The sequence below is a fragment of the Eubacterium sp. An11 genome (assembly GCF_002161065.1).
Classification (GTDB): domain Bacteria; phylum Bacillota; class Clostridia; order Lachnospirales; family Lachnospiraceae; genus Anaerobutyricum; species Anaerobutyricum faecale.
On record NZ_NFLV01000013.1, the window covers coordinates 62,681 to 84,191 of the forward strand.

Consider the following 21,511-nt stretch of genomic DNA (forward strand, 5'->3'; position numbering starts at 1 on the left):
ATGCCCGGTTTATTTATTTTCAATCAATTTTCGTTCTGCCCGGCGCTTTCCTGACGTCCCAATTATGTCCGGCGCCCCGGTCACTCCTTTAAGAACACCAGATTTTGTTCGTCGGAGTACATTTCCGCGAAATGGTATCCCAGACGGTCAAAGGCTTTCAGTCCTGCCGCGTCTTCCGCCTTTTGCTCGGCCATAAAGCGAACCATCTCTCCTCTGGCCATCTTAGCATAGGTTCCCTTTTCTTTTACTTTGCCACAGATAAGCTCCCCAAACACACAGGTGACGCAGGGAAGATTCCCAGGCAGATATTTAAGCACCGCCCGGCTGTATTCTCTGGATGCCAGATTGACCAGAAGGCTGCAGTCTTCTAACACCTTTCCTGCGATGGCCCCGCCCCAGAAATCATACAGGGAATCCAGCTTCTCCTGATGAAAACGGGCCTGCATTTCCAGACGGTAGGGCGTGACGCCGTCAAAGGGCCGCAGCGCCCCGTAAAAACCCGATAAGATGTACAGATGATCTTGCAGATAGGCATAAGCGCTCTCGTCAAAAACTGCCGGAGCCATATATTTATACTGGATGCCCTCGTAGGCGAGAATCGCCGGCGTCAGCCGTTCCCGAAGATTCATGGATGCGATCCGCTCATAATTTTCCATGGCAATTTTATCATTACATTTCCACATATCCCGCAGTCCGGACAGGGACATTTCCCTCATCTGCTCCAGCAGAAATTCTGTCTTTTCCAGGAAAACCGGCAGGTTCTCCGGAGGCAGAATGTCCTGTTCGTTCATCTTCTTTGCCGGAGAAATAATAATTTTTAACATATATTTTCTTCCTCTCCTTCTCATAATCCTGTATGCCGATGCCAGGCGTTCCCGCCATTTTGTCACCGCCCTTCTCCCGACAGGCACATTCTGCCGCCCCAGCTATTCACTCCCGGCAGAATATGTACTGTAATTCTAAACAATCGAACAGGAGGAGTCAATAAAGAGATGGAACTCTCTTGACGCCACCGTGCTTATAGTGTATAGTGTATATATATCAACATCACATTGAAGGAGGCGAGGATTTGAATATCCTGATATCCAACGCATCAGACCTTCCACTTTATCAGCAGATCAAGGATCAGATCAAGGACGCCATACTCCGGGAAGAACTGAAAGAAGGCGATATGCTCCCTTCCATCCGCAGTTTTGCCAACGACCTGAAGGTGAGCGTCCTTACCATCCGACGGGTTTATGAAGAGCTGGAGAAGGAAGGGTTTGTCACCAGCCAGGTGGGTATCGGCACCTTTGTCTCCGCAGGGAACCTGGACTTGCTGCGGGATTCCCGGAGGCGGCTGGTGGAAGAAAAGATGCAGGACATGATTCACACAGCGAAGTCCCTTTCCATCACAAAAGAAGAACTGATGGCAATGATGGACATTTTATATGAAGAAGAATAGCGCCGGACACTCTGCCGGACAATATATCAAGAACCGATACAGAACGGAGGTTTCTATGGATACAGTTTTCAACCCGATTTTGGAAGTGCGTAATCTCAATAAATCTTACAAGGATTTTTCTCTGCAAAATGTTTCCTTTTCCCTGCCGGAAGGATGCATCACCGGGTTTATCGGCGCCAACGGCGCCGGAAAGACCACAACGATCAATACTATTTTAGGACTGGCCGGTATGGACAGCAGCGGAAAAGGCGTTTTCTTTTCCACGCACATCACTTCGGATCTGGACAAGATCGCCGATGTTCTTGTGCTCATTGACCACGGTTCCATTCTCTTTGAAGAAGAGAAGGACATTCTGCTGGATTCTCACCGAATGGTGAAAGGCAGCGCCCGGTGGCTTACCGAAAAAGCCCGGTCTCTTTTTTCCAGCATCACAGAGACAGCTTTTGGTTTTACCGGTCTCACCGGACAGCCGGATCAGGTACGCGCGCTCATGCCGGACGCTGTCATGGAACGCCCGCTGATCGAAGATATCATGCTGGACGCCATCGGAAAAAATGCACCGGCAGCGAAGCGGTGCAAAACCGCCGCTGTGACAGGCCCGCATGATACATTTTAAAAGGAGGGAACTCTATGTTACTGCATTTAATTAAGAAAGAATTTGTCGTCATACAAAAACAGACCCTCTGGATGATCGGACTGGTCATACTCATACCACTTTTTATACTTTGGAGGCTCCCACAGTATGCCAATTATCTGGGTTTTGTCTTTTCTGTAATTTATGGGACATTTATCATGTTATCTTATATCTGTCTGGCAGAATATCAGTGTGAAAAGGCGTCTGCCTATCTGTGTACCACGCCTTATCCACGGAAGTATCTGGTGCTGTCCAAATATTTTTTCTGCCTCATTGTCTATCTCTTCTGCGCTCTTATGTTCCGGTTGGAGACATTGTTTCTGCCTCAGCTTGGCGGATTGTCGCTGCCACTGGCAGGAGGAGCATTTTTGCTCATTGCTCTGCTTTGCGGAATATATCTGCCCATTTGCTATTATTTCGGATATGACAAAACGAAGTTTGTCTATGTGATCATCGTGCTGGGACTATCATATCTGCTGCCGTCTATGATGAAGTTCAATATCACGAACTCAATATCCCGGCTGTTTATGGGCACTTCTCCAAATCTTGCCGGAGCAGGAATCTTTCTCGCAGGGATCTTGATTTTTGCCCTGTCAGCGCTGGTTTCTGTCCGGATTTATGACCGGAAAGATTTAGTTTGATCTGCCGTTGGCAGATCCCTCATGGCTCTCTGGCAGGTTTACGACAGATTCCTCCGCAGATTTACGTCAGTTTCGCCATGGTCATTTCAAAATCAATACTATATTGGGAGGTTTTCATATGAACAACGACAGAATTTTTCTCTTTGTTATCGCCGTGCTGGCTCTGGTCTATGCCATGGGCAGCGCCTATGGCTTCTTTCTGAAACGCACCAGAAGCACCCTCACGGAAGGCACAGTGTACTCCATCTGGATGCCGGGGCCTGAAAACACACGGTTCCGCAATTCCAAATGGGCAAAGATCGCCTACAAAGCCGGTGGAAAACAATACATTTCCTATAACCGCATTCAGGTTCCTATGAGTGCAGAAGCCGGCACAAAGGTCACCGTCCGCTACGACGCTCTTCATCCGGATATGCTCTACAGCTTTTCCTGGAAAAAAATCGGGATTGCCCTGGCAGTCGCAGCGGTCAGCCTGGCCGCCGGGCTGCTGGTATACTGATAATGTGCAGCGCAGCATAGTAAGATATTATGCTGTACTGACGAAAGAATTGTAATGATATCACAGAGATAACATTTCATTGACTTCTGGCCCTTCCGGTGCTAACTTATAAAAATAAGGCGGGACAAAAGAACTATCTGGCATAAGACAGAGGAATCTCTTTTGTCCCGGTATTTTGCACAGGAGGTACGAAAGATATGAACAGTATTTCAGTTTTATTTTACATTGCCGCACTTCTGGCTCTGGCTTATACCGCCGGACATCTTTTCGGTTTTTTCATCAAACACGGCCGTCTGGCCGCCACCGAAGGCACAGTATATTCCATCTCTTTAAACAGCACCAAAAGAGCCCGGCCGCACTCGAAATGGGGCAAAGTCCAGTATAAAGTAAAAGGAAAAAAATACATTTCCCAGGATCTGGTGCAGATTCCTGACACTGCGGAGATCGGCACAAAAGTCACCGTCCGCTATGATACGGAATTCCCGGATAAAATTTATAAATTTTCCTGGCTTCAGATCACCATAGCTCTGGCCGTGGCCGTGGTGTGCGCCGTGGCGGGAACAGTGTTATAAACGAAAAGCTGCCGTCACATAAACGGCAGCTTTTGCTTTTTATGATCGTTCCGGCGCCCCCTGCACTCTGCGATAGAGGATCGGCACATCATATCCAAAGGTTCTCTTTCCATTGACTTCCATGGTTTCTGTCACCTCCAGGCAGTCCTCAGAAAAGCGCTCAAACAAGGTAAATTTTAATACCGGGGAGAACATGCTCACACTGCCGCCCTCCCAGACGCCATCTTTTTCCACATAAAGGGCCGGAACAAACTTTTCCGACGGTTTCAATACATGATAGTCAAGCTCCGTGATACTCTCATAAGTAAAGGACGACTTATCATACCCTTCCGGCATATCATAAGAAGTCAGCCTGACTCCCTCTTCCTCCTCCGTAAATAAAAACAGATGCGGGGAACCGTGGGTATTTCCGCCGATGGTATAATAGCTCTCTTCCACCATGAAATATCCGGCAAAGTCTTCCGGAAGACTGCGGATCTTATCATTACAGATGGTATTGACATGCTCGGCATACGGGAACTTCTCGTTCTCCTTTTTCAATTCTTCAAATTGCTCCCGGTTATCAAAATGACCGGTCAGAATACGAATAAAATCATCTAATCTATCCATAGTACAAATGCCTCCCTTTCCATATAATACATGCCATTTTACAGATATATGCATAGTACATGCTGTTTTACAGATGTACGCTGCCTTACAGTGTAGCACAATGACATACATTTCGCCATGGGTATCTTCGAAAAATTTCCTGACAAAAGATTATCGGCTGCTTGTTCCTTTCCTGAATATCGGCTCTGATTTTTCTTGACTTCAATTATTATAATAGTTATAATAATTAAAATAAAAATAGTGGGAGGAGCTTATCATGAAAGATTCTGCTGCCTTGAAAAGAGAAAATAAAATCCAGATCCGCAGGCTGCTTCGCAGCGGGAAGTCTTACACCAAACAGCAGATCGCCCTGCAGACCGGGCTGAGCGTGGCCAGCTGCAACACCTATCTAAATGAGATGGAGACAACGGGTGAGGTAACAGGAGAAAAGCAAAAACTCCATGAAGTGGGGCGCAATGCCATGGTTTATACGCTGAATGAAGATTTTGAAAGCATCCTCTGTCTCTATTTTGCGTTGATCCAGGGTGTCAAATCTGTGACGGCCGCCGTTTTGTCTCCAACCGGCCGGATCCTTCACCAACAGGTGCGCCGATTTGATCCCCTGGATGCCGCTGCCATTGAGCAGGAATCTGCCGCTGCTTTCCGTCTTTTTCCCAATATCAGCCAGGTCATCGTGGGGACTCCCAGCATTGCAGAAAACGGCGTGATTCGCCACAGCGATATTCCGGAACTGGAAAATGTTCCGCTGAAAACAATGCTGGAAACTAAATTCCGGCGCCCGGTCTTCCTCGCCAATGATATGCACTATAAGGTGTACGGTTATTATCGCCAGGAACAAATTTCCGACAAGATCGTCACGCTGGTCAACTATCCCTCCGGCGTGCTGCCGGGGACAGCCACAGTACATAAAGGTACGTTACTGACCGGACGGAATCTGTTCGCCGGCATGGTTGGCTTTCTGGATTACGGGATGAGTCTTGAACAGCAGATACAAATGCTGCACCGTCCTGCGGCGGAACCTCTGATCATTCAGGCTTCCATCGCATTAATCTCCATCCTGAATCCTCATCTTCTGCTTTTTACCGGCGATCTTTTGCTGGAAAGCGATCTGGAACGGATCCGCGCGGCCTGCCGGACCTGTATCCCGGAAGAATACATGCCGGACTTTGCGTTTATCCCCAGCACAGACCAGTATTATCTTATGGGAATGTATTGGAAAGCCATGGACATAAAAGATGAGACAGCATCATACAGCCCCAAAAATGCAGCGGGGAAACTGTGAACATCAGAAAATAATAAAAAATATTGGAGGAAGAAAGAATGAAATTTGATGTGAACAATTTACAATGGACAAGACAACCGGAAGACTACACGATCTCCCAGGACCGCATTGAGATCGTGACCAAACCCCATACCGACCTGTGGCAGAGGACCTATTATCATTTCCGCAATGACAATGCCCCGGTTCTCCAGATGTCTTCAGATGAGAAGTTCTTCTCCTTTGTGGTAAAAACAGAATTTTCCGAAAGTCACCACCGCTTTGATCAGTGCGGCGTGGTTCTGTATCTGGACAGTGAAAACTGGCTCAAAGGCTCCATCGAATATGAAAACGAACAATTTCAGCATCTGGGCAGCGTGGTCACCAATCATGGTTATTCCGACTGGGCAACCACAGAGATTCCTGCCAATGTCAAATCCATGTGGTATCGCCTGAGCCGCCGGGAGGATGATTTCTGTATCGAATGTTCCGAGGACGGCTCCGTGTTCCATCAGATGCGTGTCTGCCATATGCACGAGGCAGCGGGCACCGTCCGTTTCGGTATCTATGCCTGCAGCCCGGAGGATTCTTCCTTCCGCGCCGTTTTCACAAACATGGAACTGACGGAATGCAAGTGGCTGGCGCATGACGGCCAGCAGCCAGATGAAGAAATCTAAGCTGCCAAAGCAGCCAACAAAAACAAACCTCTATGATAAAAGCTGCCGCGGGTCTGCGGCAGCTTACATGGTATGTTCTATTTAAAAATGATTCCTCTTATGCTTTTTAAAATGATTTCCTTGTTTCTTGGATGTAAATAAGTTTTATTTAGTCTGGATTTCGTGTAACTAAGATAAGTATCTTTTGTCTCTTGTATCAACAATCTGGTGAAATATCTTTCCCAGCTAAAAAATTCCTTTCCATCAATATATTCTTCCGGCTTTTTTAATATCTCATCTATCTGTTTTCCGCCGATTAATCCGGAGGACAAAATAATCCATTCAAAGGACTCTGGTAAATATAAATTAATATTCTCCATTCTTTCCGCTATCTGAAACAAACGGCTCATCTCAGGGCCAATTGCCGCTCCATCAGCAATCACACAGATTTCTTCATTTTTAACACTCTCTAATTTTGAAAAAATATTGGATTTTCCACCAGCACTTTCACATAATACCCCGGATTCTTTTCCGACTGCGTCAAAAAAATCATATCCCGCATTGGAATCTTCCACAATCATTTTTTCAGGCTTCACAGGCAGGTTATGGGTATTCGTGTAGATTCTATACAATTGCTGATACACTTTCTTTGTATTCTGATATTTTCCGGAGGCATACAAACCGTATATTTCTTCCACACTGTAGGGAAGATTATAAAGATTTTCTCTTGTGATCAATACAAAGTAATTATCTGAACCGCGGACGGCCGCTGCAAACTCTTCTGTATTAATAAATGTATTTTCTTCATCTGTAAAAAAGATACTCCCCGACACATTTTCTACGATTAATTTCCAGTTAGCGCCTTCCAAAACTCTGCATGGCACATCACACTGCACATCAATACCGCTTGATCTTCCCATATTTTCTGCCTGGCGAAGCATGTTGATCAGTGTAGTTTTGCCCGTCGCGCTGTCTCCCTGAATAATCGTAATATTTCTTTTTATTTCAAATTCATAATGTAATCGGTTATTCTGGATTATAACTTTATGCTTCCCTTTCATATATCCTCACCTATACATATTTTCCTGCAATACGGACAAATTCCAGCATATTATGAACCATTTCCCCCGTATTTAAAATTTTCGCTTCAAATTCTTCTTCCCCAAAATCCATAATATGCCGAAGATTGATCGTCAAATCTTTTTCCTGTCCGATTTTTAAAATCCATTTTGCACAGTTATCTCCACAAGCGGAGGCGTTGAACACTTCACCCGAGCGGTCAAATGCCATCAAAATCAACGTTTTTACTCCGCCTGATATTTCCTTTACAGATATTGGTCCGAGAACCGGACTCTCAATTAAATGCGGGCCGATCACTTCTGATTTATCCACATCGCGTATCATCGCAACAGACAGTTCTTCTATAATCCACTGATCTTCATACTGATTGTCAAAATAAACCGGAGGATAATAAATGGCTTCTTCCATTTTTCCCAAATATATACTCAGCACAGGCACACCCCCTCCTCTTTTTTGTGTACTGCCTTACAGTGTAGCACAATGGGCGGCACTTCGCCATGGATATCTGCGAAAAAATTTTCTGGCAGATATCCATTCGATATCTGCCAGAATGTTTTTGACGACGCATTATTGCTTATTGCCCCGATTCGCCGCCCATGAGTGTTTTTAATGTTGCTTCATCGGTCCACACATAGACAGTTTTCTCTCCGTAACCGTCGTTGAAATGTACAACCACATCGCAGTTCAGCGGCGTACTCTCTCCCTCATACCCTGTCGCATAGAAAGCAAAGTTATTGCAGTCAAGAATCAGTTTCTCTTTCACGGACTGGATCACTGCCGGTTCTGTCACCTTCCAGTAATTTTCTCCATCCTCGTCGCTGTACCGGCTGATCTCGATGTCAGATATGTCGACATCAGCAAGAGTCTTATTGATATCGTATCCTTTGCTGCTGAGGAAGGCAAGGGTCTTTGTGAAGGACGGGTAAACGTAATAAAAATCTGTCGAATAATCATCGCCTCCGTCTGTTTTGTGCTCGACAGAAAGTTCTGCCACTGGAATCACCGTCCGCATTTCCTCGTTGGTCAGGGTACTGAGTTCCTCCAGATAGGTGGTGAGGAATTCCTTTTGTTCGTCTTCTGTCAGCCGCAGGGTCTGTTCATCCATCTTATTATTGCAGGATATATCCGTAATCTGATTCCAGTCGGCGGTATAAAGGGAGTATATGCTCTCACGGAAACTTTCCATACCGTAAGCGGTCTCCATAATTTCATTGGCCGTATCTTCCGGCAGATCGAAATTCCTCTTTATTTCGCTTCCGTTCTTCATATGATAAATTACCTGGATGCCTTTCTTTCCTTCCTCCGAAAGCCTGCGTCCGGTCACACTGTCATAAAAACCGGTATAATCGCCGGATCCTTTCTCCGCGGCGCCGTCAGCATCGCTGCCTTCTTTCTGTACCGCCGTCTTTAACATGGAAAGAATCTCTTCCTTCTCACTTCCAGTGATTTCGTTCTTCTCTTTTCCCCAGAAATAACTCTCCCTGACGCTTACCACATCATCTTTAAGCATCACACTTTCCACTGCACCTGCTGCAGGAACAAAACGGTCATAACCGTACAGATCCAGATAAAAGGACGCCGTGAGACAGAGCACCGCTGCAAGAGTCAGCACCATCTGTTTTTTATGGCTCCACATGCCGCGGATATCGAACTGATAAATGCATTCGATGATCCCGTGGAAAAGCACGGTTCCGATGATCACGCCGATGAACACCCAGATTCTTGAAGTACCCAGTGTCATACTGTAAAGATAAGAACCGGTAAATACCGCCGCCGGGATGACCAGAAGCACCCGGATGACCGGATTGATCTTTGGAAACGCCATGGACCTGCCGGCAGTCTCCGACGGCCGGCGGTCAAACAGGAACTGGCAAAGCAAAGCCAGAATCACGATCCAGACACAGACAGCCAGCATCAGCGGCGCTTTTTGAGACCACTTCCAACCTTCCGCCAGCGGCCGCAGGCGAACCGCCAGATAGACGGGAGAGCCGTAATCAAAAAGCTGAAAGACCTTTGACGGTTCCACATAAGCCGCAAAAAAGTTCTGCTGTAATTCGATAAACATAAATTTTATGAGCACCGGCGCCCAGGTGATAAACACTGCCGTTCCGAGGATTCCCACCACGATATGGCCGGTCATGATCATGGCCAGAGCCGCCGTAAAAAACGCCGCTCCAAAGGCCAGCAGACTGCAGAGCATCCCCAGCAGCAGATGCGCCAGCACTTCCAGGGTAAAATAACCCAGGACGAGGGTGATCACGGCGTCTATCACCGATGCGGCGATGAGCAGCACCGCAAACACCAGAAAACTATTGGCTGTTATTGACCAGAAAATGCTCTTTTTTCTCACCGGCAGAGAGTGATAAAAATCTGTCTTCGTTCTGGAATGTAAATAGGCAAATCCACAAAGCGCGGTCACCGCTCCCAGCGCTGCGCACAAAATCACGAGGCTGCTCGGTCCCGTGGCAGACAATATCGTTTCATATACATTTTCGTCCCAGACCATGGCATTCTGAATTTCAATCACGAAATACAGCAGCGTAAACAGAAAATAAATCAGTGTCACCACATTCATGGCCAGACGATGCCGCATATTTTCTTTCATTAATTTAGAAAATGATATTCTTGATGTCATAGCCGACTACCTCCGTTTCGCTGATAAAGATTTCTTCCAGAGAAAGCGGGAGTACTTCCATAAATACCGGCTTCAGCTCCCCGATTCTCTTCAATATGTCTTCCTCGCTGCCCCGCACCGTGAGAGTGAGAAGTTTTCCCCTTCGGTTCATGGTCAGGATCTCCAGAGACTCTCTCAAATGTTCCTCCGCCTCTTCCGGCAGCACACACTGGATTTTATGAAGATTTAATTTCAGATCTCCCAGATCCCTGGACAACAGCACACCGCCTTTATGAAGAAGTCCAATATGATCGCAGATATCTTCCAGCTCCCGCAGATTATGGGAAGCGATCACCGGCGTCAGTCCCTTCTCATCAATCTCTCTGGCAAAGATTCCTTTGATTCCCTGGCGCATCACCGGGTCCAGCCCGTCGAAAGTCTCATCACAGAGCAGATAAGATACATTGGAACAAAGTCCCAAAAGCAGCGAAAGCTGTTTCTTCATGCCCTTGGAATAGGTCTGAACCTTCCGCTCTCCCTCGAGGCCGAACCGCAGCAGAAACTTCCGGAACCGCCTCTGGTCAAAATCCGGATAGTACACTTTATAAATCTCTGCCATCTTTTCCGCCGTGGTGTTGGGATAGAAAAACTGTTCATCGGAAATGTAAAAAATCTTACTCTTAGCCCGGGGATTATCCCAAACATTGTCTCCGTCAATGAGAATCTCTCCTTCGTCCGGCTTCAGCACGCCCGCTATCATCCGGAGCAGAGTACTCTTTCCCGCACCGTTGGTTCCCAGCAGACCGAAAACATTCTCCTCTTTCCATGTCAGGCTGACCCCGGAAACCGCCTCAATATCTCCAAAGCTCTTGCTGACGTTCTTAATCTCGATCATTTGACACCTCCTCATAGACCTTATCCACACTGGCCAGGATATTTTCTCTGGTTATCCCCTGCTCTTTGCAGGATATCAACTGTTTCTCCAGCGCAGACAGCAGCTTCCTCTGCTGCTTTTCCTTCAAATGTTCATCGGCCCGGACAAAATTGCCGCGGCCCTTTACGGAATAAATGAATCCGCTTCTCTCCAGTTCACTGTACGCCCGCTGTATGGTATTGGGATTGATGGACAGTTCCACCGCCAGCGAGCGCACCGAAGGAAGCTTCTCGTCCGGTTCCAGCGCACCGCCCGCAATGAGTGTCTGCATCTTATCCACAATCTGCTCATAAATCGGCCGTTTATCATTATAATCGAGGATGATCACATGTTCGCCTCCTTATAAAAAAATAACTAAGTGTACTAATACTATTAGTACACTTAGTATACACAGCATCCCGTGCTCTGTCAATGCTTTTTTATTTTCTTCTGAGGGTCCGGAGATATTTTTTCATTTCCGGGGAAATGCGGCGGCTCTCCACCGCTTTCTGAATGGTCTTATTATGTACCCAGACAGGAAGCCGGTTTTCCGTGAGATACGGCAGGATGCTCTCTTCCTGTTTGGCCAGCGCCGTGGCCATATACCAGGCGCACATCATGTTGACATAATATTCTTCCGAGACGATATCCGCCACCAGCTGCGGCATCTCCGGCCGGAATTCCTCATCGAGGAAATTGGTCATCAATAACCCGACACCATACCGGATCGTGTAGGTCTGCCCGCTGGCAATCATTCGTTTTGCCTTTTCATAGACCTGCTCCGGATACCGCTTAAATATCTTCGGTGAAAAACTGTCACAGGTAGCCCAGTTATCCACGTAAGGAAAGAAGCGTTCGGTCTCCTCCATGGCTTTCTCATAATCTTTTATGGTTTCAATGACAAAGGCGTGAAGATTATTTTCTTCATAATAATAATGAGGAAGTATGTGCAGATATTCCTCCGCCTCCGGCGTCTTTGCAAACTTCCTGGCATATTTCCGAAGCTCCGGCGTCCGGACACCGATGATCCTGTCTGGTTCCACCGTCGGTATCAATTTCTCATGAAATGTTTTGTAGCCGGTATCCTGCATGGAAAACAGCGCTTCTCTTACCATTTTTTCCGTCTCTTGGCCGCAGCCGGTGTGCTCTCCTTCCATCTTTTTGTTTCTTTCCTCAGTTCTTTCATCGCTTTTCATGTTTCTTGTCCTCCCGAATACTTTCCTGCTTTTTCCGGAGATCATCCTGCCTTGCCCGGGGAACAGGTTTTCTCCTGTACTGTACCCACTATTATATGGACTCTGTCTTCTTTTTTCAAAAGAATTCTTTTTGAAATACCGGGTATCATAAAATTTATAGAGAAAAAATTTTCAAAAAACATAAATTCTGTTTATTTTAAATTTAAAAATAGCTGTTAGTATATAGCCATAGACAACACAAGAGAAAAAATAAAAATAATCGCTTAAAAACAAGGAGGTATTCATATGACAAAGAAAATCATGTTTTTATTAACCGCATCTATTCTCTCTCTGGGAATCATGACCGGATGTTCCGGCAATTCCGGAAATACACAGTCTGACAACGGCAATAACGCCGTATCCCAGGCGGATACCCAGAATGTATCCGATAACAGCGCCGACGACGCGGCCGGCAGCAGCGTAAACACTGTGGTTGGTTCCGGGATCACCGATAATACCGGTGACAATGCCGGCACAACGGCGGCATCCACACAGACTGCCGATGCCAGCGGCGGTTACATCACCGAGGAAGAAGCTTCTTCCATCGCTCTGGCGGAAGTAGACGGAGCCACCGCAGATGAGTTACGGATCTACAAGGATACCGATGACGGCAGAAACATTTACGAAGGTTCCATCTATCACGATAACACCGAATATGATTTCGAGATTGACGCTCAGACCGGTGCTATCATTGACTGGAGCAGCGAAAGAGATGATGATAACTGGAACAACACCCAGAACAGCGGTAACGGCAATCTGATTTCTGAGAAAAAAGCCAAAAACATCGCTTTAGGTCAGGTAGAAGGCGCCACAGAATCCGATCTGCGCATCCACAGAGATAACGACGACGGCAGAGATATTTATGAAGGATCCATCTTCTACAACGAGATGGAATATGAATTCGAAATCGACGCCCAGACCGGCGATATCATTGAATGGAGCAGCGAGTCCATTTACGATTGATCTCTCTTTCCTTTTCATACATTTTCATATCTTTAACCAGTCTCCCGGATTTCCCTTTGGGAATCCGGGAGATTTTTTTGTCTGTTTCCCACAGGAATCCGGGTAACTGGCCGGGAATGCGCCACAGAGAGTTTCCAGGACAGCATCGCTGACCTGTTACAATTCCAAAAAATCATCGGAAAATGTATTGACAAAAATATATATATGCTGTAATATTTGATATATAAAAATTTTATATATACAAAAAAACAAAGAAAGGAGTGTCCATATGTACTATCCTGTTTCATCGGTTCTGATTGAATGTCTGATCCTTTCCATTGTGGCCAGCAGCGATTCCTATGGCTACGAAATCAGTCAGACAGTCAAGCTGGCCGCCAGCATCAAGGAGTCTTCTCTCTATCCGATTCTCCGGAAGCTGGAACAGAACGGCTACCTTTCCACCTATAATCAGGAGTTTCAGGGAAGAAACCGGAAATACTATTCCATCACAGAAAAAGGAAAGGAACAGCTGCTTTATCTGAAAGAAGAATGGAAGATTTACAAGGAGACCATCGACGGGATCATTGAAGGGAGGTTGAAGAAATGAACCGTGAACAATATTTAAAAGAGCTGCGCAAATATTTAAAGCGTCTGCCAAAAGATGATTATGAAAATGCCATGGAATATTTTACAGAATATTTCGATGACGCCGGAAATGACGAGGAAGCCATCCGGGAACTGGGGAACCCCCGGGAGGCCGCTTCAGAACTTTTAACCGCGCTGCTGGATAAAAAGACCGGAGATTCCCTGTCAGTCACCACATTTTCCAGCGGAGAAACCGGCCAGAGAGGCAGAAGATACCGCAGGGGCGACTCTGTTCCGGAGCCGGACAGCAAGGGTTCTCCTCTTTCCATCCTGCTCATTGTCTGCCTGTCCATCCTGGCTGCTCCCATCGCAGCGCCGCTGGCTCTGACAGCGTTTGTGCTGTTGCTGGTGGGCGTTATCCTCATATTATTTGCTGTTTTTTGTGTTTTTGTATGCAGCGTATCCTTTGTCATCATCGGTGTCTTTTCGCTGATCAAAGGAGCTGCCTTTGCCGCAGCCTCCGTTCCCGGATTTCTCGTGATATTCGGCGGCAGCCTGCTTTCCGTCGGCCTGGGCGTTCTCCTTTTCATCGCCGGTATCTTCTTCTGCAAATGGCTGGTACTGGCGCTGGCACGGCTGATTCAGCGAATGCTTCATAAAAGGAGGGTGAAAAAAGATGAATAAACTTGCAAGACGTACATTATTGGCAGCCGCGGGACTCTGCATCGCCGGAGGTATCCTTTTTGCCGTCGGCACAGGGCTCGGAGGTATGCGTTTTCTGGCTACCGCTGATTTAAGCACCATAGGCTCGCCGAATTCTTCCAGAAAACTTTATGAGATGGATAAGACCAAACTGGATGATTTCTCCCGCCTGGAAGCAGATATCACTTACATGGATATCTCCATCCTTCCTTCCGAGGATGATTCCTGTTACCTCTCTTACCAGATCACCGGCAGCGGCGCAGAGAACCCATTTCAATATACGATTCAAGACGGCACTCTGACTTTGAAGGAAGATCTTTCCGCTGAATCCCAGTTCTTTGTGGGTATTGATTACAGTTTTCTGGCCCGGCTGTTTACCGGCCGCGTCGTCACAGATGCCCCGGATAATGTCTCTGACAACCTGACACTGTATCTGCCGAAAGACAAATATCTGGATTACGCTGCCATCTCCGGAGGCGACGGCGATATCATTTTGCGTGGACTTCAGACAGAACAGCTCACTCTGGAATCCTCCTACGGCGATCTTATCATGTCTGACGTCAACGCCAAATCCGGCAGTCTATCCCTGGGAGACGGTGACGCACAGATGGATACCGTTACCACCAGACAAATGGATTTTGATACTTCCTACGGGGATGTTTCCGTCAATCATTGTTCTCTGGGAACCGTTACCTTCCAGTCCAGCGACGGGGACTTCACCAGCGAAAACACTGCCTATACCGGGAACTGCTCCTTTGATCTTTCTTACGGCAGCGTCAGCTTCCGGCTTGATGACAGCCAGAAAGAGACTCTGTCCATGGACCTCAAAACGGATTACGGAGATATTTCCGTTGCGGAGGACCTTCCGAACAGCTCCTATACCCAGTATGAGGACGAGGATACCAAAAGCTACCGGAAAACCGGAAGCGCAGATGCCGGAAAAGTATCGGTTTATTGCGCCGACGGTGACATTTCCATCAGATAACCCTTTCTTCCTTCTCTCCGCCGGAAAACGGCGCGGGAGAAGAACGATAAACGCCGCGCCAGGCGTCTATGCCCGGCACGGCGTTATTTTTGGTTTTCTTTCTAAAATTCGCTGGCTCTCTTCTCCACATTTTTCTTAAAATTCATAACTTCATGATCGTAGGTCTGGTCCATGAGCGTGGAATGGATCATAAAATCTGCTGTCGCCTTGTTGTTGGCGATCGGTATATCATAGACCTGAGCAATCCGCAGCAAAGCCTTCACATCCGGATCATGCGGCTGCGCCGTCAGCGGGTCAGAAAAGAAAATGAGGAAATCCACTTTTCCTTCCACAATCTTGGCTCCAATCTGCTGGTCGCCGCCCAGAGGACCGCTGTTATATCCCTTCACCGGCAGAGAGGTTCTCTCCGTGATCAGCCGCGCTGTGGTTCCGGTCCCACATAGAAAATGCTTCTTTAAAATGTCCTGATTTTTGTCACACCACTGAATCAATTCTTCCTTCTTGTTATCGTGCGCGATCAGCGCGATATTCTTCTGTTTCTCGATGGTCAAAGTGATCGTTTCCTGTGCCATACATAAAACCCCTTTCCTGTGCTGTTTCCGGCAAAGCCTCTCTCCCGCTGCACTGCGGCAGGTTCCACCATGCCCGTATAAAATCATTATACCTGAAAAAACCGGAAATGTAAGCTGTCCTGGCAGCAGTTTATCCGTTTTTTGTGAGGAAATTGTCAACATTCCGGGAGAAATCTGTGTTTTCCCGCACTTCCCTCCCTGCTTTTGAATACCATAGAATAGGAAACTCCTATGGGGAGGTATCAATATGTATCTTTCTTTCTGCCGCAATGACAGAAACTGTGACACAGGCAGGGCCTGTTTGCATACAATGAGCTGCATCAAAATATTTGATTCCATGGCAGCGGACTGTGCCGATTCGGATCTCACGGGCCGCACCGGTTCCAAAAGCCGGACCCTCGGTGACCTTGCTCCCGGCTGTCATGCCATCGTCTCCGCGCTTCTTGCCTCCGGCGGCATGCGCCGCCGTCTTCTGGATATAGGTCTGACGCCCGGTACACGGGTGGAATGTCTGGGGAAAAGCCCTCTGGGCGACCCGTCCGCCTTTCTCATCCGGGGCGCGGTCATCGCTCTGCGAAAGGGGGACTGCCGGGATATCCTGATCGAGGAACCCCGACAGGAGCATCTGCCGGCTGCCGGCACAGAAGTTCTGATACAAAACGAGGCACGGGAGGAATAAATCATGGGTCTGACCAATCATTCTGTGGGAATCAACGCACTGGACTCCGCTCTCACCATCACCAGACGCACTCCCGAAGATAAAGTAATCGCGCTGGCCGGCAACCCCAATGTGGGAAAGAGCACCATTTTCAATGCTCTTACGGGCATGAACCAACATACCGGAAACTGGCCGGGAAAAACTGTATCCAACGCTCAGGGCTTCTGCCAGTCTGAGAAAAATTCTTATGTACTTGTGGATATTCCCGGCACTTATTCGCTGATGGCGCATTCCGCTGAGGAGGAAATTGCCCGGAATTTTATCTGTTTCGGAGAACCGGACGCCGTGGTGGTGGTCTGCGACGCCACCTGTCTTGAACGGAATCTGAATCTGGTTCTGCAGACCATGGAAATCTCTTCCCGGGTGATCGTCTGCGTCAATCTGATGGACGAGGCCGGACGCAAAAAGATTCATCTGAATCTGCCGCTGCTGTCCCGCCGTCTGGGCGTCCCTGTGGTTGGCACTTCCGCCCGGAAAAAAAGTACTCTGGAACCGCTCCTTCACGCCCTTGACCAGGTGACCGCCCCCACCTTCACCGCTTTTCCCGCGAAAGTCCGCTATCCGGACTGCATCGAACACGCCATCCGCATGATCGAGCCGCTCATAGAAGAAAAAACCGGCGGCCGTTTAAACAGCCGCTGGCTCAGTCTCCGTCTTCTCCACCAGGACTGCTCCCTGCTTCGGGAACTATCGGGCCATCTGGGAGAAGATTTCCTGCGGGACCCGGAGCTGCTCCGGGGCATTACCCTGGCAAGGAAGCAGCTGAAAAGAGAGATTTCCAGTCCGGAACAGTGGAACGACGCCGTCGCCGGCGCCATTGTATCCACAGCAGAAAAGTTGTGCCGGGACGTGGTCTCTTATGAAAATTCCTCATACCGTAAACTGGATTTTGCCATCGACCGGCTGTTCACCAGCCGTCTGACAGGATTTCCGCTGATGCTCCTGCTGCTGGCCGTCATATTCTGGATCACCATTTACGGCGCCAACTATCCTTCTGCCCTGCTCTCTGACGGACTGTTCTTTATTCAGGACCGGCTGACCGGCCTTTTTCACTGGCTCCACGCCCCCTCCTGGCTCCACGGCCTGCTGGTGCTGGGACTTTACCGGGTGCTGGCCTGGGTCGTATCGGTGATGCTTCCGCCCATGGCCATCTTTTTCCCGCTCTTTACGCTGCTGGAAGACGCCGGATACCTGCCCCGCATCGCCTACAATCTGGATAAACCCTTCCAGTGCTGCCGTGCCTGCGGCAAACAGGCACTGACCATGTGCATGGGCTTTTTGTCTGCATATCCTCCGTATGGATTTGATCTGTTTTTTAGTCTTTATTGGATTCCTCCCACTTGTTCAATCCGGACGGCTTGATGAGTTTTCCCTGTTCCGCCAGGGAAAACAGCGCTTTCCGCACTTCCCTGGACTGACAGTTGGCCGCCGCGATCTTTGACATATTTTTCTCGCCGGCACCCAGCCCCCGGTTGTGCAAAAACTCCGTGATATTGCTGACCGTCTTATTTTTTATAGTGCTGAAATATTTCACACTGCTCTCTCCTTCCTGCCCTGTATTTCCCTGATCGTCTCCCGTGCCGCCTTCCGGTTTGGTTTCTGTTTCTGCTCCGGAATCCCCGTCCTTCTGCTTTGGCGTCACAAACCATTTTTCTTTTTTTCCCTGACCGGTGATCCGGTTCAGATCAATCTTCTCGTCAAAGCCCGGGCAGGTGCCTTCTGACGTATACTGATGGAGGTCCGCCCCCGCATGGCAGGGATACGCCGCATCATATTTTCCGTTGTTTAATCCATATCTGGCTTCCCACCAGGCACATTTTCCCGGACGGGCAGCCAGTATATTCTTATATTTGTCATATTGCGCGTACATGGTGTAAACCATCATCTTGTAATCCAGCGTTTTCAGATAATCCATGGCCTTCTGCACGCCGGATGCAGGATTGCCCGCTTCCACATCCAGAACATATCCCATGAAATATTCTCCGATTTTATCTTTGCAGGTTTTCACCAGGAATTTCGCCTGTGCCAATTCGTCTCCCTTATTCAGGTACACGTACAGCCAATAGGGGATTCCTCTCTTTTCACACTGTTTCACAACGCCTGCCATGGCGCTGTCTACAAAAGAGGTCCCCTGCGTCGCCTTCGTGATCAAAAACGGGCAGTTCTTTGCCACTTTATTCCAGTCCGCCACCGTATGGTGGTGGGAAATATCCGGATAATATTTACTCATCTGACTCCTCCTTACACTCCGGAAGTCCCGCAATGGATGTCAGCAGTGATACAACTCCGGCCAGCAGTGCCGTCGATATGGTCATAACGGTATCCACCTGAGCAAATACCGTCGCCGTCCCTATGGCTGCCACCGCCGTCTGCGCTACAGTCCGGGCCGCGCGGATTCCGGCACATTTCAGCCATTTTTTTGTTTTACTGCTTATTTTCATATTGATCCTCCTCCATATTCACAGAAGACCACCGCGCCGGCTGCTGGCTGTTTTCCGCACCATGTCCCGTGGCGCGGGATCGTCTCTTACATCACGCCCTGTGCCCGGCGGTCTCTGTACTATCATAATATTGCGATCATCCGTTTTGGTTCCTCATTTTCCGACAAAATTCCTTCTTTCCCGGCGAAGGCATTCCTGCGTTTTGCCGCTCCCGGCCGGAAGGCTCTGTCTTTGCTGCTGCACACAATTTACCTTCTTCCTCCAGCATTCTGTAAAAGGATTCGCTTTGTCCATTTCTTTTTATGAAAATGTCCTCCGGCCGGCCGCAGCAGACGCCATCCGGATTCTTCATGATGATCCTGACCATAAAACTCCTCCTTCCTGTATATTTATGCGAAAGGAGATGTCCCTGTTTCCGAAAAACAGGCATCTTCTTACAGAAAAAATCATAATTTATGACAAACAGCTGCCTTGAAAAAGGGGGAATCCGCCATGCCCACCGCCGCCTGTTACGTGAGAGTCTCCACAGACCATCAGAGGGAAAATTACAGCATCAGCGAACAGACGTCCCGCCTGCAGGCATTCTGTCAGGCCAAAGATATTACCATTGGAAAAATATATACGGACGGAGGATATTCCGGCGGCAACTTAAACCGCCCGGCCCTCCGGGAAATGTTATCACATTTGAAAGAGTATGATGTGGTGATCGTCTATAAACTGGACCGTCTGTCCCGCAGCCAGAAAGATACGCTCCTGCTGATCGAAGATTATTTCCTTGCCAGCAAGGTGGATTTCATCTCTGTCTGTGAGAATTTTGACACCTCAACACCTCTTGGCCGCGCCATGATCGGCATGCTGTCGGTCTTCGCCCAGCTGGAAAAGGACCAGATCACAGAGCGATTCACCATGGGCCGCATCGCCCGGGCCAAAAACGGCTATTATCACGGCGGCTCCACGGCGCCCACCGGCTATGATTACGTGGACGGCCGCCTGGTGATCAATGAAGAGGAAGCCCGTCAGGTACAGGAGCTCTATGAGCGCTTCCGTCAGGGACATTCCATCCATGACTGCTGGCAGTATATGAAGTCCCGCTATCACACAAAATACGGCGGATGGAACAGTGAAACTCTGGTGAGAAATGTACTGCGCAACGAGGTATACATCGGAAAAGTAAAATTTAACCAGCAGTCTTATCCCGGAAATCACAGGCCCATCATCAGAGAAGAGCTGTTCCGGGAGGTCCAAAAACTTCTTCAGGACCGCAGCCAGAAAGATTTTTCTTCCGGCAGCAGTTCCCGGAAAGCTCCCTTCACTCCCAGAACCCTGCTCTCAGGTCTCCTTTACTGCGGCCGCTGCGGTGCCCGGTTTCACGGCGAGCACGGCAATTATTCCTGCTACAGCCGCACCAAAGGTTCCAGAAAATATATCAAAGATCCGGCCTGCCGGAACCGCAAATGGAAAATCGCCGAACTGGATATTCTCATCATCAACGCGGTCTGCCGCCTGCAGCTGGAGCCTCTGCCGGGCCATCAGCCGCCGGACACTTCTCCTGCAGACGCCCGGGAAACCCCTGATCCTTCTTCCGGCGAGCTGCTCTTTCATCTGCTAAGCGGCACCAATCCCCGGTCTCTTCCCCGCCGCCGGGCCTGTCTGACCAAACTCATAGAAAAAATATATCTGGACGGGGAAGAGATCACCATCATCCTCAAAAATGTATTCTGAAAAAGCCCATGTGCATGGGCTTCGGCTGCAATGCCGCCGGAGTAGTTGGCTGCCGGATCATTGATTCGCCCCGGGAGCGTCTGCTGGCAGTTCTGACCAATAGTTTTGTTCCGTGCAACGGGCGTTTTCCGACTCTGATCGCTCTGATCACCATGTTTTTTGTGGGGACAGGAGGAACTTTTTTCGACTCGGTACTGTCGGCCGTCCTGTTAACCGGAGTGATCGTGCTTGGCGTCGCGGTCACCTTCCTGACCACCCGCTTTTTATCCGCTACTATCTTAAAGGGCGTTCCTTCTTCTTTTACTCTGGAGCTGCCGCCGTACCGGCGTCCGCAGATTGGAAAAGTCATCATCCGCTCTGTCATGGAACGAACACTCTTTGTCCTCGGCAGAGCGGCGGCGGTAGCGGCGCCGGCCGGCATGCTCCTCTGGATCATGGCAAACGTCACCGTCGGCGGAACCAGCCTCCTGGCCATCTGCTCCGGATTTCTCGATCCTTTTGCCCGGCTGATGGGCCTTGACGGAGTGATCCTGCTGGCCTTTGTGCTGGGATTTCCGGCCAATGAGATCGTTCTTCCGATCATCGTCATGGCCTATCTGGCGGAAGGAAGCATCGCCGACACAGGCAGCCTCATGGAGATGAAAGCACTCTTCACCGCCCATGGATGGACAGCGACCACCGCCCTCTGC

26 protein-coding genes and 1 pseudogene are annotated in these 21,511 nt (G+C 48.7%); 15 read left to right on the forward strand and 12 right to left on the reverse strand.

What is annotated here, in order from left to right; translation table 11 throughout:
• Window positions 1–80: 80 nt before the first annotated feature.
• Window positions 81–824 carry a peroxide stress protein YaaA gene (yaaA, locus tag B5E53_RS11245; RefSeq protein ID WP_087315052.1) on the reverse strand — a complete coding sequence of 248 codons (744 nt, stop codon included), beginning with the start codon at window positions 822–824 and terminating at the stop codon, window positions 81–83.
• A 245-nt stretch (window positions 825–1,069) separates the two neighbouring features.
• Here yaaA and B5E53_RS11250 point away from each other — a divergent pair, with 245 nt between their 5' ends.
• From B5E53_RS11250 to B5E53_RS11270, 5 genes are all read left to right on the forward strand, one after another.
• On the forward strand, window positions 1,070–1,444 hold the full coding sequence (locus B5E53_RS11250) for a GntR family transcriptional regulator (RefSeq protein ID WP_087315054.1): 375 nt from the start codon (window positions 1,070–1,072) through the stop codon (window positions 1,442–1,444).
• Window positions 1,431–2,060: an ATP-binding cassette domain-containing protein gene (locus B5E53_RS11255; protein WP_343215640.1), complete on the forward strand. Its 630-nt coding sequence runs from the start codon at window positions 1,431–1,433 to the stop codon at window positions 2,058–2,060. The genes B5E53_RS11250 and B5E53_RS11255 overlap by 14 nt, the downstream gene beginning before the upstream one ends.
• A gap of 14 nt (window positions 2,061–2,074) precedes the next feature.
• Window positions 2,075–2,719 carry an ABC-2 transporter permease gene (locus tag B5E53_RS11260; RefSeq protein WP_087315056.1) on the forward strand — a complete coding sequence of 215 codons (645 nt, stop codon included), beginning with the start codon at window positions 2,075–2,077 and terminating at the stop codon, window positions 2,717–2,719.
• Between the two features lie 118 nt (window positions 2,720–2,837).
• Window positions 2,838–3,218, forward strand: coding sequence for a DUF3592 domain-containing protein (locus B5E53_RS11265; RefSeq protein ID WP_087315058.1), 381 nt, complete (start codon window positions 2,838–2,840; stop codon window positions 3,216–3,218).
• 197 nt (window positions 3,219–3,415) lie between these two features.
• Window positions 3,416–3,790 (forward strand): DUF3592 domain-containing protein, encoded by a 375-nt coding sequence (locus B5E53_RS11270; protein ID WP_087315060.1) that lies wholly within the window; start codon window positions 3,416–3,418, stop codon window positions 3,788–3,790.
• Window positions 3,791–3,829: 39 nt separating this feature from the next.
• Here B5E53_RS11270 and B5E53_RS11275 read toward each other — a convergent pair whose 3' ends face one another.
• Window positions 3,830–4,399, reverse strand: a complete 570-nt coding sequence (locus tag B5E53_RS11275; protein WP_087315063.1) for a hypothetical protein — start codon at window positions 4,397–4,399, stop codon at window positions 3,830–3,832.
• 256 nt (window positions 4,400–4,655) lie between these two features.
• On the opposite strand from B5E53_RS11275, the gene B5E53_RS11280 reads away from it, so the two are divergent.
• Together B5E53_RS11280 and B5E53_RS11285 are read left to right on the forward strand one after the other, a co-directional pair.
• Window positions 4,656–5,681, forward strand: coding sequence for an ROK family protein (locus B5E53_RS11280; RefSeq protein ID WP_087315065.1), 1,026 nt, complete (start codon window positions 4,656–4,658; stop codon window positions 5,679–5,681).
• A gap of 38 nt (window positions 5,682–5,719) precedes the next feature.
• A complete protein-coding gene (locus B5E53_RS11285; RefSeq protein ID WP_087315067.1) occupies window positions 5,720–6,334 on the forward strand; it encodes a DUF1349 domain-containing protein in 615 nt (204 codons plus the stop codon).
• Window positions 6,335–6,411: 77 nt separating this feature from the next.
• Here B5E53_RS11285 and B5E53_RS11290 read toward each other — a convergent pair whose 3' ends face one another.
• The 6 genes from B5E53_RS11290 to B5E53_RS11315 form a co-directional block, all read right to left on the reverse strand.
• A complete protein-coding gene (locus B5E53_RS11290; RefSeq protein WP_343215641.1) occupies window positions 6,412–7,209 on the reverse strand; it encodes a translation initiation factor 2 in 798 nt (265 codons plus the stop codon).
• 175 nt (window positions 7,210–7,384) lie between these two features.
• Window positions 7,385–7,825 carry a DUF4869 domain-containing protein gene (locus B5E53_RS11295; protein ID WP_087315071.1) on the reverse strand — a complete coding sequence of 147 codons (441 nt, stop codon included), beginning with the start codon at window positions 7,823–7,825 and terminating at the stop codon, window positions 7,385–7,387.
• Between the two features lie 142 nt (window positions 7,826–7,967).
• The gene (locus B5E53_RS11300) at window positions 7,968–10,028 is read right to left on the reverse strand and encodes a DUF6449 domain-containing protein (RefSeq protein WP_087315073.1); all 2,061 of its coding nucleotides are present in this window, start codon (window positions 10,026–10,028) and stop codon (window positions 7,968–7,970) included.
• On the reverse strand, window positions 10,003–10,902 hold the full coding sequence (locus tag B5E53_RS11305) for an ABC transporter ATP-binding protein (RefSeq protein WP_087315075.1): 900 nt from the start codon (window positions 10,900–10,902) through the stop codon (window positions 10,003–10,005). The genes B5E53_RS11300 and B5E53_RS11305 overlap by 26 nt, the downstream gene beginning before the upstream one ends.
• A complete protein-coding gene (locus tag B5E53_RS11310; RefSeq protein ID WP_087315077.1) occupies window positions 10,889–11,269 on the reverse strand; it encodes a GntR family transcriptional regulator in 381 nt (126 codons plus the stop codon). The genes B5E53_RS11305 and B5E53_RS11310 overlap by 14 nt, the downstream gene beginning before the upstream one ends.
• 91 nt (window positions 11,270–11,360) lie before the next feature.
• Window positions 11,361–12,077, reverse strand: coding sequence for a DNA alkylation repair protein (locus B5E53_RS11315; RefSeq protein WP_087315114.1), 717 nt, complete (start codon window positions 12,075–12,077; stop codon window positions 11,361–11,363).
• 324 nt (window positions 12,078–12,401) lie between these two features.
• Here B5E53_RS11315 and B5E53_RS11320 point away from each other — a divergent pair, with 324 nt between their 5' ends.
• The 4 genes from B5E53_RS11320 (at window position 12,402) to B5E53_RS11335 (ending at window position 15,369) form a co-directional block, all read left to right on the forward strand.
• Complete coding sequence (locus B5E53_RS11320) at window positions 12,402–13,118, forward strand: PepSY domain-containing protein (RefSeq protein WP_087315078.1); 717 nt, start codon at window positions 12,402–12,404, stop codon at window positions 13,116–13,118.
• Window positions 13,119–13,386: 268 nt separating this feature from the next.
• On the forward strand, window positions 13,387–13,704 hold the full coding sequence (locus B5E53_RS11325; protein ID WP_087315080.1) for a PadR family transcriptional regulator: 318 nt from the start codon (window positions 13,387–13,389) through the stop codon (window positions 13,702–13,704).
• Window positions 13,701–14,366, forward strand: a complete 666-nt coding sequence (locus tag B5E53_RS11330) for a DUF1700 domain-containing protein (RefSeq protein WP_087315082.1) — start codon at window positions 13,701–13,703, stop codon at window positions 14,364–14,366. The genes B5E53_RS11325 and B5E53_RS11330 overlap by 4 nt, the downstream gene beginning before the upstream one ends.
• Window positions 14,359–15,369 carry a DUF4097 family beta strand repeat-containing protein gene (locus B5E53_RS11335; protein WP_087315084.1) on the forward strand — a complete coding sequence of 337 codons (1,011 nt, stop codon included), beginning with the start codon at window positions 14,359–14,361 and terminating at the stop codon, window positions 15,367–15,369. Before B5E53_RS11330 ends, B5E53_RS11335 begins: the two co-directional genes overlap by 8 nt.
• Before the next feature lie 101 nt (window positions 15,370–15,470).
• Here the strand turns inward: B5E53_RS11335 and B5E53_RS11340 are convergent, their stop codons facing one another.
• On the reverse strand, window positions 15,471–15,941 hold the full coding sequence (locus B5E53_RS11340) for a methylglyoxal synthase (protein ID WP_087315116.1): 471 nt from the start codon (window positions 15,939–15,941) through the stop codon (window positions 15,471–15,473).
• A gap of 337 nt (window positions 15,942–16,278) precedes the next feature.
• Between B5E53_RS11340 and B5E53_RS11345 the strand changes: the two genes are divergently transcribed.
• Window positions 16,279–16,620 (forward strand): FeoA family protein, encoded by a 342-nt coding sequence (locus tag B5E53_RS11345; protein ID WP_087315118.1) that lies wholly within the window; start codon window positions 16,279–16,281, stop codon window positions 16,618–16,620.
• A 3-nt stretch (window positions 16,621–16,623) separates the two neighbouring features.
• Complete coding sequence (locus B5E53_RS11350) at window positions 16,624–18,021, forward strand: ferrous iron transporter B (RefSeq protein WP_087315086.1); 1,398 nt, start codon at window positions 16,624–16,626, stop codon at window positions 18,019–18,021.
• Here the strand turns inward: B5E53_RS11350 and B5E53_RS11355 are convergent.
• The 3 genes from B5E53_RS11355 to B5E53_RS11365 all read right to left on the reverse strand — a co-directional run bounded on the left by B5E53_RS11355 (window position 17,975) and on the right by B5E53_RS11365 (window position 19,467).
• Complete coding sequence (locus tag B5E53_RS11355; RefSeq protein ID WP_087315088.1) at window positions 17,975–18,889, reverse strand: GH25 family lysozyme; 915 nt, start codon at window positions 18,887–18,889, stop codon at window positions 17,975–17,977. The genes B5E53_RS11350 and B5E53_RS11355 overlap by 47 nt on opposite strands.
• Complete coding sequence (locus B5E53_RS11360; protein WP_087315090.1) at window positions 18,882–19,100, reverse strand: holin; 219 nt, start codon at window positions 19,098–19,100, stop codon at window positions 18,882–18,884. The genes B5E53_RS11355 and B5E53_RS11360 overlap by 8 nt, the downstream gene beginning before the upstream one ends.
• A 136-nt stretch (window positions 19,101–19,236) precedes the next feature.
• On the reverse strand, window positions 19,237–19,467 hold the full coding sequence (locus B5E53_RS11365) for a hypothetical protein (protein WP_087315092.1): 231 nt from the start codon (window positions 19,465–19,467) through the stop codon (window positions 19,237–19,239).
• A gap of 104 nt (window positions 19,468–19,571) precedes the next feature.
• Between B5E53_RS11365 and B5E53_RS11370 the strand changes: the two genes are divergently transcribed.
• Window positions 19,572–20,822 (forward strand): recombinase family protein, encoded by a 1,251-nt coding sequence (locus tag B5E53_RS11370; RefSeq protein WP_242963647.1) that lies wholly within the window; start codon window positions 19,572–19,574, stop codon window positions 20,820–20,822.
• Window positions 20,823–20,830: 8 nt separating this feature from the next.
• A pseudogene (locus B5E53_RS11375) lies at window positions 20,831–21,511 on the forward strand (nucleoside recognition domain-containing protein); the annotation flags it as partial.